The 19,222-nt window shown below is 61.9% G+C and carries 12 protein-coding genes; 4 read left to right on the top strand and 8 right to left on the bottom strand.

What is annotated here, in order from left to right; translation table 11 throughout:
* Positions 1-311: 311 nt before the first annotated feature.
* Positions 312-6,443: a DUF3320 domain-containing protein gene (locus tag ACFSGX_RS12545; protein WP_380930366.1), complete on the bottom strand. Its 6,132-nt coding sequence runs from the start codon at positions 6,441-6,443 to the stop codon at positions 312-314.
* 381 nt (positions 6,444-6,824) lie between these two features.
* Between ACFSGX_RS12545 and ACFSGX_RS12540 the strand changes: the two genes are divergently transcribed.
* Positions 6,825-7,613, top strand: a complete 789-nt coding sequence (locus ACFSGX_RS12540; protein ID WP_380930365.1) for a metallophosphoesterase — start codon at positions 6,825-6,827, stop codon at positions 7,611-7,613.
* A 322-nt stretch (positions 7,614-7,935) separates the two neighbouring features.
* Here the strand turns inward: ACFSGX_RS12540 and ACFSGX_RS12535 are convergent, their stop codons facing one another.
* The gene (locus ACFSGX_RS12535) at positions 7,936-8,709 is read right to left on the bottom strand and encodes an SDR family NAD(P)-dependent oxidoreductase (protein WP_380930363.1); all 774 of its coding nucleotides are present in this window, start codon (positions 8,707-8,709) and stop codon (positions 7,936-7,938) included.
* Between the two features lie 142 nt (positions 8,710-8,851).
* Between ACFSGX_RS12535 and ACFSGX_RS12530 the strand changes: the two genes are divergently transcribed.
* Positions 8,852-9,775, top strand: coding sequence for a LysR family transcriptional regulator (locus tag ACFSGX_RS12530; protein WP_380930362.1), 924 nt, complete (start codon positions 8,852-8,854; stop codon positions 9,773-9,775).
* On the opposite strand, the gene ACFSGX_RS12525 is transcribed toward ACFSGX_RS12530, so the two are convergent.
* The 6 genes from ACFSGX_RS12525 to ACFSGX_RS12500 all read right to left on the bottom strand — a co-directional run bounded on the left by ACFSGX_RS12525 (position 9,772) and on the right by ACFSGX_RS12500 (position 17,863).
* On the bottom strand, positions 9,772-10,713 hold the full coding sequence (locus ACFSGX_RS12525; RefSeq protein WP_380930360.1) for a cyclase family protein: 942 nt from the start codon (positions 10,711-10,713) through the stop codon (positions 9,772-9,774). The two genes, ACFSGX_RS12530 and ACFSGX_RS12525, sit on opposite strands and share 4 nt — an antisense overlap.
* 234 nt (positions 10,714-10,947) lie before the next feature.
* Positions 10,948-11,412, bottom strand: a complete 465-nt coding sequence (locus ACFSGX_RS12520; protein ID WP_380930359.1) for a sensor histidine kinase — start codon at positions 11,410-11,412, stop codon at positions 10,948-10,950.
* Positions 11,413-11,711: 299 nt separating this feature from the next.
* Positions 11,712-13,088 (bottom strand): TnsD family Tn7-like transposition protein, encoded by a 1,377-nt coding sequence (locus ACFSGX_RS12515; RefSeq protein ID WP_380930358.1) that lies wholly within the window; start codon positions 13,086-13,088, stop codon positions 11,712-11,714.
* Positions 13,089-13,090: 2 nt separating this feature from the next.
* Complete coding sequence (locus tag ACFSGX_RS12510; RefSeq protein ID WP_380930356.1) at positions 13,091-14,821, bottom strand: ATP-binding protein; 1,731 nt, start codon at positions 14,819-14,821, stop codon at positions 13,091-13,093.
* On the bottom strand, positions 14,808-16,970 hold the full coding sequence (locus tag ACFSGX_RS12505) for a hypothetical protein (RefSeq protein ID WP_380930354.1): 2,163 nt from the start codon (positions 16,968-16,970) through the stop codon (positions 14,808-14,810). Before ACFSGX_RS12505 ends, ACFSGX_RS12510 begins: the two co-directional genes overlap by 14 nt.
* A gap of 17 nt (positions 16,971-16,987) precedes the next feature.
* Positions 16,988-17,863, bottom strand: a complete 876-nt coding sequence (locus tag ACFSGX_RS12500) for a TnsA endonuclease N-terminal domain-containing protein (RefSeq protein ID WP_380930778.1) — start codon at positions 17,861-17,863, stop codon at positions 16,988-16,990.
* A gap of 238 nt (positions 17,864-18,101) precedes the next feature.
* On the opposite strand from ACFSGX_RS12500, the gene ACFSGX_RS12495 reads away from it, so the two are divergent.
* Both ACFSGX_RS12495 and ACFSGX_RS12490 read left to right on the top strand, forming a co-directional pair.
* Positions 18,102-18,320 (top strand): alpha/beta fold hydrolase, encoded by a 219-nt coding sequence (locus ACFSGX_RS12495; RefSeq protein ID WP_380930352.1) that lies wholly within the window; start codon positions 18,102-18,104, stop codon positions 18,318-18,320.
* A gap of 576 nt (positions 18,321-18,896) precedes the next feature.
* Entirely contained in the window at positions 18,897-19,166 is a 270-nt protein-coding gene (locus ACFSGX_RS12490) for an HU family DNA-binding protein (protein WP_380930351.1), read from the top strand.
* Positions 19,167-19,222: the final 56 nt, after the last annotated feature.

The following is a 19,222-nucleotide window of genomic DNA, read 5'->3' as shown; positions in this document are numbered from 1 at the left end:
TCAGGGCAGCATTCGGCTTCCGCGCAACGTGGGTCCATGGTTCATGGCATGCGTGCACGGCGGTAGCGCCTGCTTCTACCGAAAGCCGTCCTTCGGGCGACGAGCTGGGAACAACGGCTTTGTCTCATTCATCACGAGGCCGCGGATCGGCTCATCGACCTTGGATCGGAATCTCAACCGACATTAACGAACTCTTGATTCTTAGAAACGCGTTGAGAATTTTGAATGTCGGTTTCTGACTAAATTGCGACCTCACCCTGCCAGAACAATCTCGCCAGCTTGCAACAAAAACCGGCACGTATTCGCGACCGTCAGCTTTGGTTGCGGAAATGGTCTCCGATGTATCTAGCCGTCGTGCTGGGCGTCATCTCCTGCGTCGAATTTCCAGACCGGACGAAAAAGCGTTCGGCAATCGTGCCGCCCCGATCAGCGATCGACACGAATACGGGCGTCGATGATGGTTCGACATCAATGCGGCACACCTCCACGGCGTCGTGTTGAGGAAATGAGACCTTGATTCTAGCGGCCCGGAACGCAGGTCCAAAGTGCTTTCCGATCAGGTTTGTTAGATGGAGTTCAAACTTGTCACTATTGCCGCCCAGATTACCGAAATCGCGCTCTAGACCTGGAACGGAGCCGTCGTCGGCCACTCCGATCACCAAGGTACCGCCCGACCGGTTCGCGAAGCCTGCGAGCGTCTTCACGACGACGTCTTCGAGCTTTTTGTTGGTCTCCTTCAGAACGACATCCCACCGAAGAGTTTCCTTGAACTCGACACGCTCGCTTTCGCCCTCGGCGATGAGTTGAACAAGCGGACTCGCTGGGCGCTTATGCGTCTTGGCGGGTGACGCAGATTTGCCGACGACAAGCATCCCGTTACGCCGCGCAAGTCTGTCTCCGGATACAGCCGCCGCAATGACCTCGGCCAGAAGCTCACGCAACTGCGCGCTGGTCGACTTAAATCCGACTGCACGCGCGGCCGACATCACAACCTGATCGTCGGTAGCGCCGTAGTTGGCCCGCACGACATCGAGAATCGCACTCTCGAGCTCGGCAGGCGGCAGCGAGTCGGACTTCCGGAGCGAAGCTGACCGAACCGCACTGCGGTCGCGCACTTTCGGCGCCTTGCCGGGAATGGACAAGAAATCGCCATCCTCTTCGACCCGTCCCTCACGGATGGAAACAGCGATCGCGGACTCCACGGCATCCTGTATGCGGCCGCCGGCGCGCTTGAGACCCCATGCGTCGCGTATCCGGTTCACGACTTCGAAGACGTGCACCGGACCTTCGGTTCGAACGACCTCCTCGGCAAGTGCCGACAGCGCGCCGCGCGGCGCGTCATGGAGCTCACAGACAAGATGCCGGGGTCTCGAAAGCTCGATCTCCTCGTACAAGGTAGATGCAGGTTCCGCGTCCGCTGCAGTCAGACCGATTTCGGTGAAGCCCTCGCGGTCGATGGTGACGATCTCGATCGGTACGGCCCGGGCGGCCTTTACGCCGGCCGCCTGCGCGTCGTGTTCAGCCTTCGCCGCCTCGATGCGGGCGACGACGAGATCGATCTGCTCGTTCGGTCGCTGGAACCAGTCGGTGCTCCATATCCGGTGGATCGTCCAGCCATGGCTTTCGAGGACGGATTGGCGAAGCCGGTCCCGATCGCGGGCGGACCGCGCGCCGTGGTAGGACGCGCCGTCGCACTCGATGCCGAGCAAATAGCGGCCTGGTCGTTCAGAGTCCGATACGGCCAAATCGATGAAGAAACCCGCGAGGCCGACCTGCCGGTGTACCTGGTATCCGCGCGACTGCAGCGCCTTGGCGACCTGCTCCTCGAAGACGCTGTCGTGATCACGGCCGGTGCTTTCCGCCATGACCATCTTGCCGGTCCGGGCGAAGTGCAGGAACAGTTTGAAGGCGAGGACGCCTTTTCGGGTGCGGGCGAAGTCCGGCTCGATGTCCTCGTCCGACATGGAGGCGAAGACTTCGCAGCGCTGCTTCGCCCGACTGATGAGTACGTTCAAACGCCGCTCACCGCCCTCGCTGCCGAGCGGACCGAACCGCATCGGCACCCGCCCGCCCGGCACCGTCGGACCGTACCCAACGGAGATGAAAATGACGTCGCGTTCGTCACCCTGCACGTTCTCGAGATTCTTCACGAAGAACGGTTCGGATGGGTGCAGCTGAAAGAAGTTCTCGACCTCAGGCGGCAGTCCGCGCCGCAGAACCTCCAACTGGTCGAGAATTGCCCGTCGCTGTGCTGCGGAGAAGGCCGCCACGCCCAGCGACAGCTCCGGACTCTCCTGGGCATGGGCGACGATCGCCAGCGCGACGATCTTGGCCTCTACGACGTTGATCCGCGTGCCGCCGGAGTCGAACACGCCCTGCGGGATGCGGTGGAACCGCAGGCCCATCCCAGCTTCCGCGGTGTACGGGCTAGGGACGATGAAGAGCTTGTTCTCGTAGAACTGCCGGTTACTCACCGCGATCAACGATTGATGCTTGCTGCGGTAGTGCCAGCGCAGCATTCGCATTGGCAGACCGCGCGCGGTGAACAGCCCGAGGATGCTTTCGATGTCGGCGACGCGGCTCCCCGAGTCGTCGTCGTCTTCCGCTCCGCCGCCGGTCATCTTCGAGAAGAAGGCCGTCGGCGGCAGCTGTTTCGGGTCTCCGACGACGACGACCTGCTTGGCGCGAGCGACGGCACCCAGCGCGTCCACGGGCTGGATTTGGCTAGCTTCGTCCATCACGAGCAGATCGAAGTCGAAGAGGCCTGGCGTCAGGAACTGGGCAACGGACAGCGGGCTCATCATGAACACCGGCTTCAGGGCCTGGACGGCGGGTGCAGCCTTCTCCATCAGCCGACGGATCGGCATATGGCCACGTTTGCGTGCGATCTCCGCGCGAAGAGTGCCCAGCGGGCCCACCGCCCCGCCATCCCGTGGCGGAACCGCGTCATGGTGTGCCTTCACGACTTCGAAGCTGGCGGTCGCGATCCGCTGGCGATCCATGTCGGCGAACTCGCGGGCAAGGCGGCCGTGGAGCGTGCCGTCGAAGGTGCCGAGATCTGCGTCGGCGGCGATCTGATCGGCATAGACGGCCTCGTAATAGGCCATCTCGAAAGCGGATACGGCACCATCGGTCGTCAGACGGCCGTCCGACAACCGATTCACGACGTCGCTGCATCCCAGTGCCGACGCACGTTCGGCCCGGTCACGATACGCGGTCCACTGGAACAGCCGCTCGCCCGAAGTCCTCCAGCGCTCGAGATGAGCCATCAGGTCCGCTATCGGCACTTCGCCAAAAGTCTCCCGGCCAAGAGAAACAACAAGGGCGAGCTGCAGTTGGCTAGCCACAGCGGAGAGATCCTGCAGCACCGCCGTTGTTCGGGCGGAGGCGTCAGCCCCATCTCTCGCCGGCGCTTCGCGATCCACGAGCCGGCTGCTCAGCAGTCGGATGTCGCTATTCGTCCGGATCCACTCGGCCGCAGTCCGCAGCGCCGTCCAGTCCGAAGCGGGCCCTAGCCACGATGCCGCGAACGCGGAGCGGCCCAGCTCACGCTGGCCTTCGATCCAAGCCAGCTTTTCTTGAAGTTCGATCAGATTGCGCAATTCGCGGCGGCGATCGTCAAGCGCGGCGGGCGTGCTCACGAACACCGTCGACGTCTCTTCGTCGGCCGCATGCATCCGCGCCATCACCGTCATCAGGGCACCGAGATCAGCGCGCTCCGCTCTCAGCGCGTCGCCGAACGCCAGGGGTTGGGTGGCACCGAGCGCATCCCACACCGCCGACAGTGCCGGATCCAGCTGCTCGATCAGGACCGTTGTCCGTGACGCCCGAGTTTCGACTTCACCCCGATCCGGACGGCGTGCCGCAATGATCCGTGGCTCGGCGCCTAGGCCGCGAAGCGATCTCATCCATTCGACGACGCTCAGCAACGGCGCCGACAACGAGCGATCCCCCCGCCATTCACTACCGAACGCGGATCTGGCGAAGTCGCCATCCTGCTCGATCTTCCGTCTCGCGACCTGTCCTTTTGCGAGCGCGTCGAGGAGCACCAAGCGGTCTTCGAGGGGAGAATCCGGTGAGGTCAGGAGTGAGCGGACGAGGCGGTTGGCGCTTCGCCATTCGCCGCTGAGGAAGCGCATGAAGCTAGTACCATGCGACGCGAGCGTAGCCCGTACCGATCCTATATCGGCGACCCACGCGGCGTCTGTGACATTGCCCATCGTGGTTGAGGTGGCTCCCTCTAGAGCGGCTACGGCATCGACGACCTCCGCAGCGCGCTCAACTCCGGAATTCCAAACCTCCGATGCAAAGGCATCGGGGTCGGTATCGGGAGCGGCGGCGACGCGCTCGCCGATCGCGGCGAGTTTGCGGGCCTCGTCGACGGATGTCGGCGCATCCCGTCCGAGCGCGCGGGCGAGTGCGCCTGCCTCGGCCATCAGCCGGGGAAGCATGGTCGCCAACGACGCGATCTGCCCGAAGCCGTCGACGGTCAAGCTCGACGGCAGTTCGTCCAGCGCGGCGATCGTCTCCGACAGGTCCGTGGTCCGGCCATCCGCCGTCACCTTCGATCCGAGTTTGCGCTCGAGTTCCGCACTCCGGTAGCCGGTCGTAAGCAGAAGGTCGATGTTGTCGAACCCACGGTCCCAGGTGACATCCGCCAGTGCCGGACCTTCGAGCGGCGGCGTGTTCGCCAGTCGGTTCGCAAGGACGACGAGGACGGCGATATCGTCGAGCGTGCTGATGGGCGGGAGTTCCAGAAGGTTCGCCAGCGCCGCCTGCGAAGCGTCGATCTCTGCCAGTCGCTCAATCAATCCCCCGAGCCGCTCCTCCAGCCGCTCGACGTCGGTGGGAAGAATCGAGGACAAGCCAACCCCTCGCCAGGCGTGTTCGCTGGGCCTGCCGATGACGCCGATGCGCTCGGCCAGTTCCCCAATCACGCCGTGACGTTCGGAGAAGCCATCGACCGACCAAGTCTCCGGCGCCACGAGCGTCAGGTCGCTTGGCTTCTCGCCATCGAGCCGCAACCGGCTCAGCTGGCCGACGACCTGAAACGGCGTCAGTCCGGATGCCGGATGCGGAGTGTGCATCCGTTCAGCGTGATCGTTCAGCTGATTGCGGGCAGTTTCTAGGCGGGCGTGGAGGCTGCCCGCATCCTGATGTCGAGGTGCGCCCAGTTCCCAGGTGCGTCGCAACTCCTCGAGCACCGCACGCTTGTTCGCTTTGTTGCTGTGGAGCTCGAGGCACGCATCGCCGACGCCGGTGGCGTCGAGACGGCGCTTCACCACTTCCAATGCGGCCATCTTCTCGGCGACGAACAGCACCGTCTTGCCGTCGGCGACGGCCGACGCGATGATGTTGGCGATCGTCTGGCTCTTGCCGGTGCCGGGCGGTCCTTGGATTACCATGTCCCGACCGCGCCGTACCTCGTGCACCGCCAATGCCTGCGAACTGTCACTATCAACGATGTGCAGCATCTCGGATGGCGGGATGAACGGATCGATGTTCGCGTCCTCGGGAATCATCCCCTCGCTGCCCTCGAAGCCGTCCGACAGCAGTCCCCGCACCAACGCACGGTCCGTGATGCGTCCGCCATTGGGCCAGGTCCCAGGATCAAGATCCCGGTACATCAGAAACTTGGCGAACGAGAAGAAGCCAAGCACGATGACGTCCGGCTGCACTTCCCAACCCGGCTTCGACGACACGGCCTCAGCGACCTCGACGAAGTATGCGTCGGGAGTGAAACCTTCACCAGCTTCGAAGGCCGGTAGCCGTATCCCGTGTACACGGTCGAGAAAGGCTTCGAGCGACAGATTGGACGCATAGTCCTCGGGACGCATCCGGAGCTTGAACTTCTCGCCGGCATTGCCGCGCTCAAGTTGTGCGGGGATCAGCACGAGGGGGGCGAAACGGACGTTCGCCGCGTTGTTCGGATCGATCCACTTCAATGCGCCGAGCGCAAGGTATAGGATATTGACGCCCTGTTCTTCCTCGAGCGTTCTGGCGTCGAAGTAGAGGTCGAGCAGCCGTTTCTGTAGCCCCTTGGGCGTCAGGCGCGTCTGCAGCCGCGTGTCGGAATGTCTGGAGAATACCCCGCGCTCATCCGCGATGTCATGTTCAGGCTGAGCCAGATCGGCAATTTCGTCCGCTTCCTCAATAGGTATGTCATCGCCAGTCGGTTCCCCCGCCGAAGCTGCCTTGCCGGCGAGGAAAGTGAAGGGGCGCCCTTCGGTGACCAGCATGCGGAACACCTCGCGGCTGACCTCGTCGACGATCTCGACCGCCTTAGCGCCCTTCGAGGATCGCGGCATGTTAAGCAGTCGGTTCCTTGCCGAAAGGTCCAAAAGCTCGGTCCGGGCGCGATCCAGCTTCTCGTCGACCGGCAGGTCGCTTTGGAAGACGGAGGCCGGCAGCTCCGCCTCGTTCTCGATGAATAATGTTGCCATTCGCTGCCCCTCACACGCCGGAACAGATTAGGCCCAAAAAGAGCCGCTGAGTCTAGGGTTCAGAGCGACTTCCGACCGATAGGCCGTTTCGATTGCAATCCTTTCGACGTCTTTAGGTGTTCGGGTTCGCCTCCAACCAACTCGTAAACGTCTCCTATTTTTGAACCGAGACGTCGTTCAGAGCTCTGCGCTGGACCCGGCCTTCCTGAGGGTATGATAAAGCAGTACATCGTTAGATGAACGACCGTCCGGTTTCGGAACGCCGCGCGTACCTCATAAGCGGCTGCTTGTGGGTCGAGTTGCTCAGGCGTGTAGTTCCGGAATATCGAACGGCCTCACGATTTGTGCGAGGAACAGACCGAACTGGACGAGGAAAAACGCGTGACGAAGCTGTGGATTTTCTCGGATTTGCACGCAGAGCAAAGCCTGTGGACCCTTCCGCAGCCGCCGCACGGGACCGATGTCATCGTGGCTGCTGGAGACATTGATTCACCATGCACGCGCTCAGTAGAGCGCCTGGCGGAGCTTGCAGATGGTCGTCCAGTCGTCTTCGTGCCCGGAAATCACGAGTGGTATGCAACGCGGGGACACTTCGGCGTTGACCAAGAAGCAACCCGGGCTCGGTTGGTTGCGGCGAACCTAGGGGTTCACATGCTAATGGACGACGAGATTGAGATCGCTGGCATCCGTTTCCTCGGCGCCACGCTGTGGACCGACTTTGCAATCCACGGCACGCCTTCTGCGTCGATGAGCGTAGCCGCCGGCCGAATGAACGACTTTCGGTATATCTACCCAATCGAGGGAGGTCCCAGCCTTACAGCTGAGAATACGGTTAGGTGGCACGTTACATCCCGGTCATGGCTCGCCGACCGGCTGGCTGAGCCATGCCACCTACCAACCGTCGTCGTTACGCATCATCTGCCGCATCCCCGCTCGGTAGCGACGATGTATCGAGTTGACCCGCTTACGCCTGCCTTCGCGTCGGATTTCTCCGGCCTGGTCGAAGGGGGCGGGGCAGCCCTATGGATCCACGGACACACGCACACCGGATGCGATTATCAGGCCTGTAACACCCGGGTTGTCTGCAACCCCCAAGGGTATGGGCCTAAGAGGAAAGGCGGCAGCGTGGAGAACCCCGCGTTCGACCCGACTCTAGTGATCACGATTTAGAGGAGGTAACTTCGGTCGAGATAAGCGCAGTCCAGCTCTTGAAACCGCTTCCCGGCGCCACCGGATTGTGGCACTGGCCCCCGCCCGGTAGCGCAACGCCCTGGACGGCAAAGTCGCCGTCGGGTGCGTGGCTGCCGGAGTTCATGATGCTGTCGGCTGAGGCGCTCCCGACCCGGCTGATCTCCCATCATCGTATCACTGACGATTGCCACGACATCCGAATCTTCATTTTGTCGGTTCGCGCACCTGCGACCCGAATGGCTGCGGACAGGTATGGCGCCGCGTCGACAAGCGACCCGGTCCGATCCGACGCCACCCGTTGTCAGACGATGGTGGGCGTGATGCCGCCATCGACGCGCAGTGCGGCGCCGTTGGTGGCCGACGACAGCGGGCTGGCCACATAGGCGACGAGCGCCGCGATCTCCTCGGGTTCGATCATACGCTGGATGAGCGACGTCGCACGGTCTTTCGCGAAGAAGGCGCGCTCGATTTCCGCGGCGGGGGCGTTCGGATCCGCGGCGACGCTCTTAAGGAAGTCGACGATGCCTTCCGAGCGCGTAGTGCCGGGCATGATGGTGTTCACCGTCACCCGTGTTCCCTTGGTAAGACCCGCGAGGCCGCGCGAGATCGCGAGCTGCGCGGTCTTGGTCATGCCGTAGTGGATCATGTCGGGTGGAACCATCACCCCGGACTCGCTTGCGATGAAGATCACGCGGCCCCAGTCGCGTGCCAGCATGCCCGGGAAGTAGGCGCGCGATAGGCGCGCTCCTGACAGCACGTTCACCTCGAAGAAGCGGCGCCAGTCGTCGTCGGTGATTTCAGCGAACGGCTTGGATTCGTAGATGCCCAGGTTGTTCACGAGGATGTCGATGTCCGGGACGGCTGCGACGATCGCCGCGGCACCCTCTGCGGTCGCGACGTCGGCGAGCACGCCACGCGCACCTACCTCCTGCGAGGCGGCGTCGAGCTTGGCCTGGTCGCGACCGCTGATGACCACGTCCGCGCCTTCGGACGAGAGTCGACGCGCGATCTCCAGGCCTATACCCGCGGTGGATCCCGTGACGAGGGCGGTCTTGCCGGTGAGTTGCAGATCCATGGTGCCTCCTTGGGACGGTTGGTGATTACGGTCTCGATCGATCCGTCCTGAAGGACCGGATGTGGCCCTGCGCTTGGTGATTGATAATCCGCTGCGGTTCCACATAAGTTTGGAACTGGTTTCACTAGTTGGGTGGCTTCACATGGACAATCGTGCGGGTGAGATGCAGGTGTTCGTGGCGGTCGTGGAGGCCGGCAGCTTCTCCGCGGCCGCGCGGCGCCTCGTCATGACGCCGTCCACGGTGTCCAAGCTCGTCGCACGCCTCGAGGTCCGCCTGGGCGTACGACTGGTCGAGCGATCGACCCGTCGCCTGTCGCTGACCACCGAAGGCCACCTCTACAACGAGCGTGCCCGGCGCATGCTGACCGATCTCGAGGAACTCGAACGCGATCTCGCGGCCGGCAGCGCAGGCGCGAGCGGCACCGTGCGCATCAACGCGTCCGTCGCGTTCGGCACGATCGCGATCGAGCCGCTCCTGCCCGCCTTCTGGCGCGCGCATCCCGGCATCGTCGTGGACCTGTCGCTGTCGGACGAGATGGCCGATCTCTATCTGGAGCGAACCGACATCGCCTTCCGGGTCGGCGGGTTGGCGGACTCATCGCTGACGTCGCGCAGGATCGGCAACGCCCGACGCATGATCGTCGCGGCGCCTGACTATCTCGAGCGGATGGGCATACCGGAGACTGTGGACGACCTCGATGATCACAACTGTCTGGGCTTCAACTTCCAGCGCGCCCAACCGGTCTGGCCGATGCGCACCGGGGGCCGCATCGTCGACCGGATGGTGGCCGGCACGCTGCTCGCCAACAACGGCGAGACGGTCCGCCGGCTGGCGGTCGCCGGTGTCGGGCTGGCGCGCCTCGGGGACTATCACGCCCGTGCGGACATCGCTGCCGGCCGGCTGGTCGAGGTGCTCGCCGCGGCCGGGGTCGGCGACGAGGAGCAGGTCGCCGCGCTCTACCTTGGTCCGCAGCGGCTGCCGATGCGGGTCAAGGTGTTCCTCGACTTCTTCGTGCCCCGGCTCCGGGCCTTCATGGCCGAAGATGGAACCCACGCGGCCGCCTAGCGGATTGCCACCGGATTGACGTTGACCTGGGTCGAACCCTTGTAGAGCGGCTGGCCCAGCACGAACATGAACTCGTAGGCATTGTCCCGCACCAGCGCGCGGCTGTCGATCAGTTCCAGATTGTAGATGCCCTTCTTTGCCAGCATGAACTGGTTGACCGGAAACTCCCGGCCGTCCTTGGCCGGGTAGATCTCCGTCGCCCAGGTGTCGCCGCCGAACGCGACGATGCCCTGCGCGGCGAGCCATTCGGCGGCCTCCATGCCGATGCCGGGCTCGACCTTCAGGAACTTCTCGTCGTCCTTGCCGATCAATTCAAGCCAGCCGGTGTTGAACAGCACCACGTCGCCCTTTCGCAGAGTTAGGTTTTCCTTCTTCAGCACGGCCTTCAGATCGGCGACGCCGAACTCGGTGCCGGCGGCGACGACCGGCTGCCCGTAGTGGGCGACCATGTCGAGCACGACGCCGCGCGTGACCATCGGCGGCACCTTCTCGATCCCCAGCTTGGTGACGCCCTCGGTCGTAACGAAGTCGCGCGCTCGGTTGCCGTTGTAGTAGACGTTGTCGATGCCGATGTGACCGAGCCCGTTGAGCTGGGTGCCGACGCCGGTCCAGCCGTTCACGAGTTCGTCGTTGAGCGTGAACTTGTTGGGGCCACTCGTCTTACCGCCAGCCTCCTCGGGCTGGACGTTGTAGAGGTGGAAGCTGCGATGACGATAGGCCGGCAGGTGCTTGTCGATCGGCACGGCGAGCGGATAGACCTTGCCCGTGCGGACGAGCCTGCTCGCCTGCAGAACGATCTCGGGCGACAGAAGATTGGCCGCGCCGATCTCGTCGGTCGCCCCGTAGGCGGAGGAATGCCATTCGGCGCCGCGTTCCTGCGCAACGGACGGTGCGGCGAGCGTAAGGCCTGCGATCAGCGCCAGCGTGTGGATGTGCATGCGTCTTCTCCGTTTCCCCGATGATAGCCCGAAGGTGGTGTGACGGGTGTTCGACGATTAGCGGGGCGTCCGTCACACGACCTGCGAAGCGGGATCACAGCCGGCGCGACGACACGCTTCGTGGCAAAAGGATAAACTTGGACGCCGGTCTGCGATCGGCGACTAGACCGATTCTCAACCCTGCACCCATGAGCGGGGATCGCGCACGTTTCGCCGCAGGGCCGTGCTCACCGGTCACCTCCTGGCGCTGTCGGCCGCAGGAACGTCTGAGCCGCGGCGTCTGTCAGGTCTATCCAACTCCTGCGATACCGGATGATAGCGTTCAGAGGCGCTTCCGCTGTCTCGGATCACGGAGGTCGGCTGTCGGGAAGCCAGCGTCGTGGAGGGAAGCCACAGGCGGAAGCGGGCTCCGCCTTCCGACTCGTTCGAGGCTGCGATGCTGCCCCCATGCGAGGCGACGATCGACTGACAGATGACCAGCCCGACCCCCATCCCTTCCTCCTTCGTCGTGAAGGGGCCGTCGAAGATGTGATCGATGTTCTCGTCCGCGATGCCCGGACCATCATCCTCGATCTCGAAGATGAGGCCATCCTTGTCCTCCTCCGTAGTAAGAGAAATGTGTCCGTTAGACATTCCGGCCTGAGCCAGAGCTTGCGCGCTGTTCAGCACAAGGTTCACGATCACCTGCTGCAGCTGCACCCGGTCGCCGATTACCGTGGGAAGGTCGTGGCTGGTCTCAAGCAGGAAGTTTGGGACATACTAGCACGTGAGATGTTGAGCAGCTCCAGGATTGGAGTTGACCCAGATAACTATACAGGCATTGCCAACGCCCATTCGTCTCGAATATGAGAGTGGCTCACCAATTTGTTCTCCGTGAGGCTTCTAGTTTGGAGCGGAGCATAAGACGCAACTAGCGTTCAGACTCAGAAAAATTTATCTGCTGCACAACACGCTTGGAACGCAAGCGTTCGCCGAGTGGGGCAGCTAGCCTTGTTTTGCTACGCGGCGGCTTGAAGGATAGGAACGATGTCTAGCGGACCCAACTCCTCTCTAGCGGCTTGAATCAATGACTCCCTGAGACCTGCGCGTCTCAGAAGGATCCATGGATCAAACAAACCTTCCGCGCGGCACAGAGCGCCGTGCCAGCGCAGGCGCCGCATTTGGAATGATCTTACGCTCTCCTGGATCTTCAGAGTTGCGGCGCACGAACGGGGTAACTTTCGCCTTCGCTTTGATAGCCAGTCTCGACGTCCTATAAGCCTTTCGACCGCTGCCAGTGTCACTCTGCTGGGGGGTTCCATCTTATAGATCGCTGAAGCGCCTCGTCGGAGTTCACGCGCATAAGAGGCATCGATGGTCTGCCAATCGAGGCGGGTTTCGATTGCCGGCTTCGCTCTTCCGGCCCTGAATGGCCGGTGCCTAGGCGTGTTGATTCGGGTGGGTGAGGGCGGCACCGCAGGTTGAGCCTCTAGGAAGATCTGCAGGAGCAAGTGCTGGAGGGGCGGCTGCGCACCTTTCGACGTGCGAACCAAGGAAGCAAGCCAGGACTCGTTGCAGTCCTTGAGGCGGACACCGTCGAACTGATCCAGTAGTTTTCCCCAATGCTGCTCGAGGCGGAATGCCAGCTCTCTCTGGTTGACCTTGAATCGCCCCTTCATCAAGCCCGCCGCTCGCAGGGCGTCGTGATATTCAGAAAGGAGTTCGACACCTAACCGGGGCGTTGTCGGACGCCACAATAACGCTGCGGAGGCTCGGGCGATGGCGACCGCGCCCGCAATCTCATCGTCATCCAGGGTGGCGACCAGCGGCTCCCCACCAGACGCGCAGGTCTCCTCCGACGCCGCAATGAATTCGTGACGGTTATTAGCGACAAGGCGGACACTACTGCGACGGAGAATTTCTCCATGATCCGGGCAAACTAGGACCCCAGGCAATTGGTGAGCACATCGCCAGTGGAGGGAACCGAACTCGATCAGCATGCCCTCCGAGCACGCGGCGCAGAACTGTAGGTGACTGGGGCGACCTGTTCTGAAGGTGTTGATTCCAAGCATCAGATGGATGGCACCCCCGGAATTCACCATTGCGTGAAGCGCGCGATGGGCAACGTCCGGTTGCTGGAAGCGAGCGTAATATGGGAAAAGCGTATGCTCCCACGCTAGTGTTTCGGCGTCGATCCCAAGACCCGGAGGTAATCTTTCCACCAGGGCACCAAGGTTGTTAGGCAGGTCCATCGTTGCGATTGCGTTGGCCTTGCCGAACAATGCGGACATCACCCCCTTAGGACCGAGCGCACCCATGGCCACTGAATGGCGAGCTAAGGCGCTATAGATGAGCTCGCCCGGCCTGACGCAGGGGAAGAACGCGGGCAACGGCATTTTCAGGGAGCGAGGGCGCTGTCGAGCGCGGATAGGCCAAGACGCTTGGCTACCTCGTCCCCGTCCTTTGCTCCTTCGGCCAGAGCTCGAAGATCACCATCGATTGCGGGAGCCTTCGGCCCGCGCTTCGGTCGATCCTTTCCCTGGGCTTGACGCGCGACCAGATCCGCACGCAGGCCGTCAACAAGACCCGTGATGTTACCAGTCTCGATCAGCACCGCATGCTTCGCAACGACACGCTCGATGTCCTTCGGACCTACGCCAAAACCGGCGACGATCGCCTCGACCGACTTCCGGTCGATCGACCCATCGACGATCATTGGCGGAAGACGCATTTCGCCATGCGTCTCGGCTTGCACCGGCTGCTGCTCACCGGCGACGATGCCGCGGATCTGCGACGCGAACCACTTGCCGTAGTCGATAAAGTCCTCGAATTTCTCGAGGGCCTTCCAGTCATTGTTCCTAAGCGCACGAATGTAGGGGCGTACGGAATTGAACTTCTGATCGGCGACACTACGAATGAGTTCCGGCGTGATCACTTCAGAAGCTCGGCCAGGCGTCGAGATGAGGTGAAGTTGTAGGAGAAGGAACAGCTTGACCATGAGGTCGGCAACGCCCTGAGTCTCCTCGTAGAGCGCGTTAAGAAGAGGGGGTGACGCCGGCGTGAAGACGTTGGTGTACTGGTGCTGCCACATGCGTGTGGCGAAGCCTTCAAACTCCGCGCCATAAACCTTGGCCACCGTCTTCTCGTCGGGAATGTCCACCGCATTGGTGCCAACGTCATTCTCTGTATCTTCAGGTGATGCCGGCGGCATCCTATCGAACTGCATTGAACCGAATCCGTCGCCGCGCCTGGCGTCGTGGAAGCTACGTTGAACCACGCGCAGCGACGACGTGGTGCCGACCATCACGATCGGGATCCCAATCGTATTGCGAAGCGTGACGAGAAAATTAAGCAGTTCACTGACCTCGCCGTGAGCCTTCTTCACGTTCTGGATCTCGTCGATTACGAGGCAGCCGATCGCATGGAGATTCGCTACGCGCGCCATTCCGGCTAGTGAGGCAGCAAGGCTGGCCCGCTTGTACTCTTTCTCCAGTGTGGATGAGACGCCGGCAGCATGCAGCGCCTTGTCCACTGCGGCGAAGAAGAACGTGCACAGCGCTGCCAGCGAGCCTGTTGGTGGACACTCTACGCGTAGCCAAACGATCTGCGCCAGCGCGAACGGAGACGTGTGATAGATCACCTGCTTGAACCGGCTCAATGCCACCACGACGCTATGGGTCTTTCCAACGCCGGGCACGCCGGCCACGAGCATCGAGGTGGAGGTGTCACATAGAGGAATAAGGTCACCAAGAACTTCCGTGGCCTTCACGTTGCGTGCAGGCGTCTTCTCAGCCTTCGCTGCAACCTCGCGGCGTCCGCAGGTTTGCACCAGTCGCATCCAGTCTGAAGTCCGCGGGTTGCGACCGATGTAACCCTGATAGATCATCTGTTCGACACGCCGCGCCAATTCGCGCCCGGTGGCGGTGGGCTGCGAATAGTGCAGCAGGCGAAGCGCGACATGGAGACGCTCCTCAGCTGGCCGTCTCGTGTCGTGCTCCTCGCGCACCGGCGGCCGGTCGAACGTCTGCTGAAGGGCTCTCGCGCTCAGAATCGGCGGCAGCCGTTCGATGAAGGGATTGCCGGCGTATTCTGGGATCGGCACCCCCCGCACGGTCTCACTCGTCGTCATCTTCGATATCCTCCACACTGGGAACCGCGAAGTTGCGAGTTGTGACGGCTCTGATAGGAACGACCACTCCACCCGGCTTCGGGATGGCAACCTCTGACGCGCCTTCTAAAAGGGAGCCAAACTTCTCCTTTAGTTCGGCATCGAGCTCGTTGGCACGGGCCTGCGTCTTGGCCTTCCTGGCCTCGGGACGGGTCTGTGCCGGCAGGAGAGGCAATGGTTCCGCAGCACGGCGTGCGGCCTCGGCTCTATCGCGTGCCGCATCCTCGGCTCGGACGCGTCGTTCCTCTACGATCTTATCCTGCTCTAGCCTGTTGCGCTCAGCCTCGAATTCGGCAATTTCTTCGAACAACAATCCGTCGACCCACCGGTGCGCATCGGCCCGCGCGCAGCGGCGAAACCCATTTGGAGCGGAAGGGTCATGCCAATAAACGGCGTCGCCCTTGAAGTCGTATGAGATCGTGGCCCGGATTTTACGACCACTAGCAGCAGCCCTTGCCTGAAGCGGACGGAGCTCAAGGCAGGTAAATCGGACATTCTGAAACTCAATGCCATTCGGGTAGATACTGACGTCGGCGCGCGGCATCAGCATAAAGCGTACCACTTCATCATCGAAGGAGCGCGGCGCGCCACGGTGCTCGATTCCCCAGTGAAGCATTTCCGATGGCACCCGAGGGATGCCGGCCGCCACCATGTCGGGATCAGCGTCGTAGCCCTTTAAGACGTGGCCGTTGAAGCGCAGAATGAAGAGGATGACCTCCCGCTCGAACTCGAACACGGTCTTCAGCTTGCCGGCGTGCGCGAGAGCGATGTCGTCCGGCGTGCGGCCTCGACCCCTGTAACGGGGATCGGGCCGTCGACCGGGTACCTTGCTGGACCATTTGACATCCGACCAGTGGAACAGCGTCTCGACTGCGCCTTTCAGATCGCCGCGGTCGCACGCGGTCTGCTCGAACGTCATCGAGGTTTCGCCCACCAGCCAGTCGCCTTGATGACCCCTAAGTTCGCCGCCATCGTGCAGAAGCGAACCACCGACGTAGTGCCAGTCCCAGGCGTCTACGACGGGATCGAAGTCAAACTTTCTCAAAACGGCGTCCTTGCGCGTGAACGCACTCATAAGCGCGAGCGAAGCCGCGACCATCGAGGGAGGCTGGAAGCCGAGGTAGTAGCCGCAGATGTAGCGGCTCCAAACATCTCGCACGAAGTAGATATACGGACGGCCTACCAACCGGTGACGGTTAAGCGTCGAGCCTAGCGCGAAGTTGACTTCAGAAGCATCGATCTGAAGACGCGACCCGGGCCCCGAAGTCTCCGCGGTCGAAGTGCTGGTGATAGCACGGTTGTCCTTTTCGTAAATTGGATCGCTGAGAAGGTGCCGCGCTGTCTCCTCAGCTTTGTCGTTAGAGTGATACCATCTCCTGAACTGCTCGTAATCTGCAGGATCGATATTGGCATATTTTGCCTTTAAAGAGCTCCTGAGCCTTCCCGCATCCTCAGAGATGTCGTAGCAGTTCTCGTCATGCCAACGAGTGTGGGCACCGGAGATCCTGAACGCGTCTCCGGCAAACTTGCGTTCCCGCACGACCGCATTTTCGAACTCACGGATGAGGGCGACGGTAACCGGTTCGTGGCCCTTTCGATCCGTGTCCCGATCGACCGGCCGGCCGATTTTCGCCCATCCCTCTTTGGCCGGGCCCTTCTTTCGACCGCACCGATCGTAGTGGTTCCTCAAGGCGTTGGCGCATTGTCCATAGCGGAAAAAGGCGTGCAGCCAGTGCTTGAGGGAGTTTCGTGAGATACCGGTTTCGCGGTGGCGCTGCCCGATCAGTTTTCCCCGCGCGGCGGGATCGAAGATGGCGGGCTCGTCGGAGACCAAGGGCGCAATCGCGTCCATCCGCCGCTTGATGTCTTCCCGTTCATCCTCGGTGATCTCGGGGTCGAGCCACCGCGGGCGGATGCGCGCGCTGTCTTCAAGGACGATGTCGATACATGCTACCGTCGGCGTGATATCGGATAGAAGAGCCAACCGAGGGTACCGGTCCCTCTTGAGATGCATAAGCCCGATGAGATTCCGATGCTCGTCGATCCAGACGACAAGCTCGCGGTTCATCTCGCTGCCGGGCTGTCGATCATCCGAACGCGGGCCGAACATGTCCCCTCGCCTTAGCTTCATGCGGCCAGACTCCAGTGACTGCCGAGGGAGTGGGGACGGTCGAGGGGCTGGAAACGACTGAGAGGCGAGGAAAGGGTGGGCACGCCCAGCGACGGGTCGAAGCCAACCAGCCGTCGAGCGGCCAAATGCCGAAGCGTCGACAGAACCTCTCCGGCGGCGAAGCCACCACCTGCACTGACGGAGGCCGTGAACTCACCCAGTGTCGTTCCGTCTGCAACCGAAAGTGCCTCTAGGACCCGCCGACGGCGGCGATTCCAGCACCGGGGGTCGTGTCCACCGACCCCATCGACGTAAAACCAATCACGAATCCATCGAATTGCTTCGAAGCGCGGACCGTCGCGCAGGATGTTGTCCAACATCAAATTCCAGCTGACGCCCAGACGCTGCCAGTATCTCCGTTCAATCTCCTGCTTTTCCATCACCCGGGTGCTCAACAGATCCTTTCCTTCCTTTATGGAGAAGGCGCGAGACACGAGTGGTCCGTTGGTGGGTCGGCAGGTGATCAGGAGGTCCGTCGTCATAACGATCTGGACCTTGGAGGCGGGATCGGTTGGATGACGAACCCCCATAGAATTAGCGATAGCGCGGGTAATTCCCCGGTCGAGGGGAAACTGCTCCCTGATATCCACGACCTCCCCCTGCCTCTCGAAGTGAAGGACTGCATTCCGCTCTAGGTCCGACATGAGATGCAGCACACGGTCGTGAAGAATGCCCCGCATGCGGTGCTTACGTCCGCGTGACTTGACGTTCCGCACGGTAAGCCACGCTTGATAGCCAGCGCCGTCACCCTCACCCCGACCATCCCGCTGCCACGCACCGATACGGCGCTCCGTAAGCACATAGGGGCTGCTGAAAGATCGAACGGTCGTCATCAATTATTGGAGATAGTTCTGTCACCTGCCGATGGCAACATTTGCTTTCTAGTGAGAAAATTACCTTAACTCGGGGTTGGGCTTGGCCAGATGCGTCGCTTTTGAGCGGCGCTCGCATTGCGGCTGCAACGGCGACCCCGAGAGCGTGATCTCGCTCGACGACGTGCTTACCGACATCTCCATCTACTGGTTCGGCGAGCCCATGACCGGATCGCTCAGACTCTAAAAGGAGAACCGGTTGCGCCCCCTTGTCTTCGAGGCGGGCGAGCGGATCAGACCGCTGCTTGGCGTTTCGGTCTTCCCAAAGGAGATCGCCATGCCGCCGCGCTCTCAGGTCGAGCGTGTCTTCGACGTGCGGCGCTGGACCGAGATGCCGGCCGGCGGGCATTTCGCCGCGTTGGAAAAACCGGACCTGTTGGCGGCTGAACTGCGGGCCTTCTTTCGGCTACTCAGGTAGACGGCGGCTCGTCGCGATCGCGCGGACGTGGATGAGGCGGGTGCTGATCGACGTAGCCGATTTGATCGGGTAGGCTGAGTTCGCGCGACGCTCTGCTCGTGTACCCGCTATCAGCCGTCCGTCATCGACCCGCGGGGCGCGAGGCTGGTTCTTCGACAAATGTGGCGCGATCGCCGTTCACGCCTCGTCCGAAAAGCAGAACAGCAAACTTTTGCCTCCATCGTCACGCATTTGCGAACCAGGAAGCTATGACCAAGGATAACCTGATTGGGTTTTGGCCCTAGGAAGGCTGAGTGCAAGCGGACTGAGCGTAGTGGGCAAAAACCATTCGATCGACGTCAGGTGCTTTCAAGTTGCGGCCGTTGAAACTGCTGGCGGAAGGCCATTGGAAAGTTTTGCCTCGATCTGCTTTGGCTGCCGTTGCTCGTGCAAGCACGACCGCCTGCGCGCGCGGTTGCGTAATGCAACGCTGACCCGGTGGTACGATTCTGCTCCTGCCCCCAGTCTGACGTATCGGCGTTGTCTCGTTGCCTGTCATGGGTAATGGTCGCATCGGTTTCCAAGGAGTAGACTTGCATGAACATCACTGAACTGGCCAAGGGCGTCGCAGGCGTGACCGGCACAAGCGAAGCAGATGCCAAAACCGCGATCAACACGGTGTTCGATCAGATTGCCGGTGCCGTTGCCAAGGGCGAGGAGGTCGCGATCCCAGGCTTCGGCAAGTTTGCAGTTAAGGATCGACCGGAACGTGACGGCCGCAACCCGGCGACCGGTGAAGCGATCAGGATCGCAGCGTCGAAGAAGCTAGCCTTCACCGCCGCTAAGGGACTGAAGGACAAGCTGTAGGTTGACGTTGTGCCGGCGGTTCGACTGTCGGCACCAACTGGCGAAGCTCGCACATC

Source organism: Sphingomonas arantia (assembly GCF_042682045.1).
Taxonomy (GTDB): Bacteria; Pseudomonadota; Alphaproteobacteria; order Sphingomonadales; family Sphingomonadaceae; genus Sphingomonas_R; species Sphingomonas_R arantia.
The sequence above is the reverse complement of the archived record's forward strand: the minus strand, read 5'-3'. Positions and strand labels throughout refer to the sequence as shown.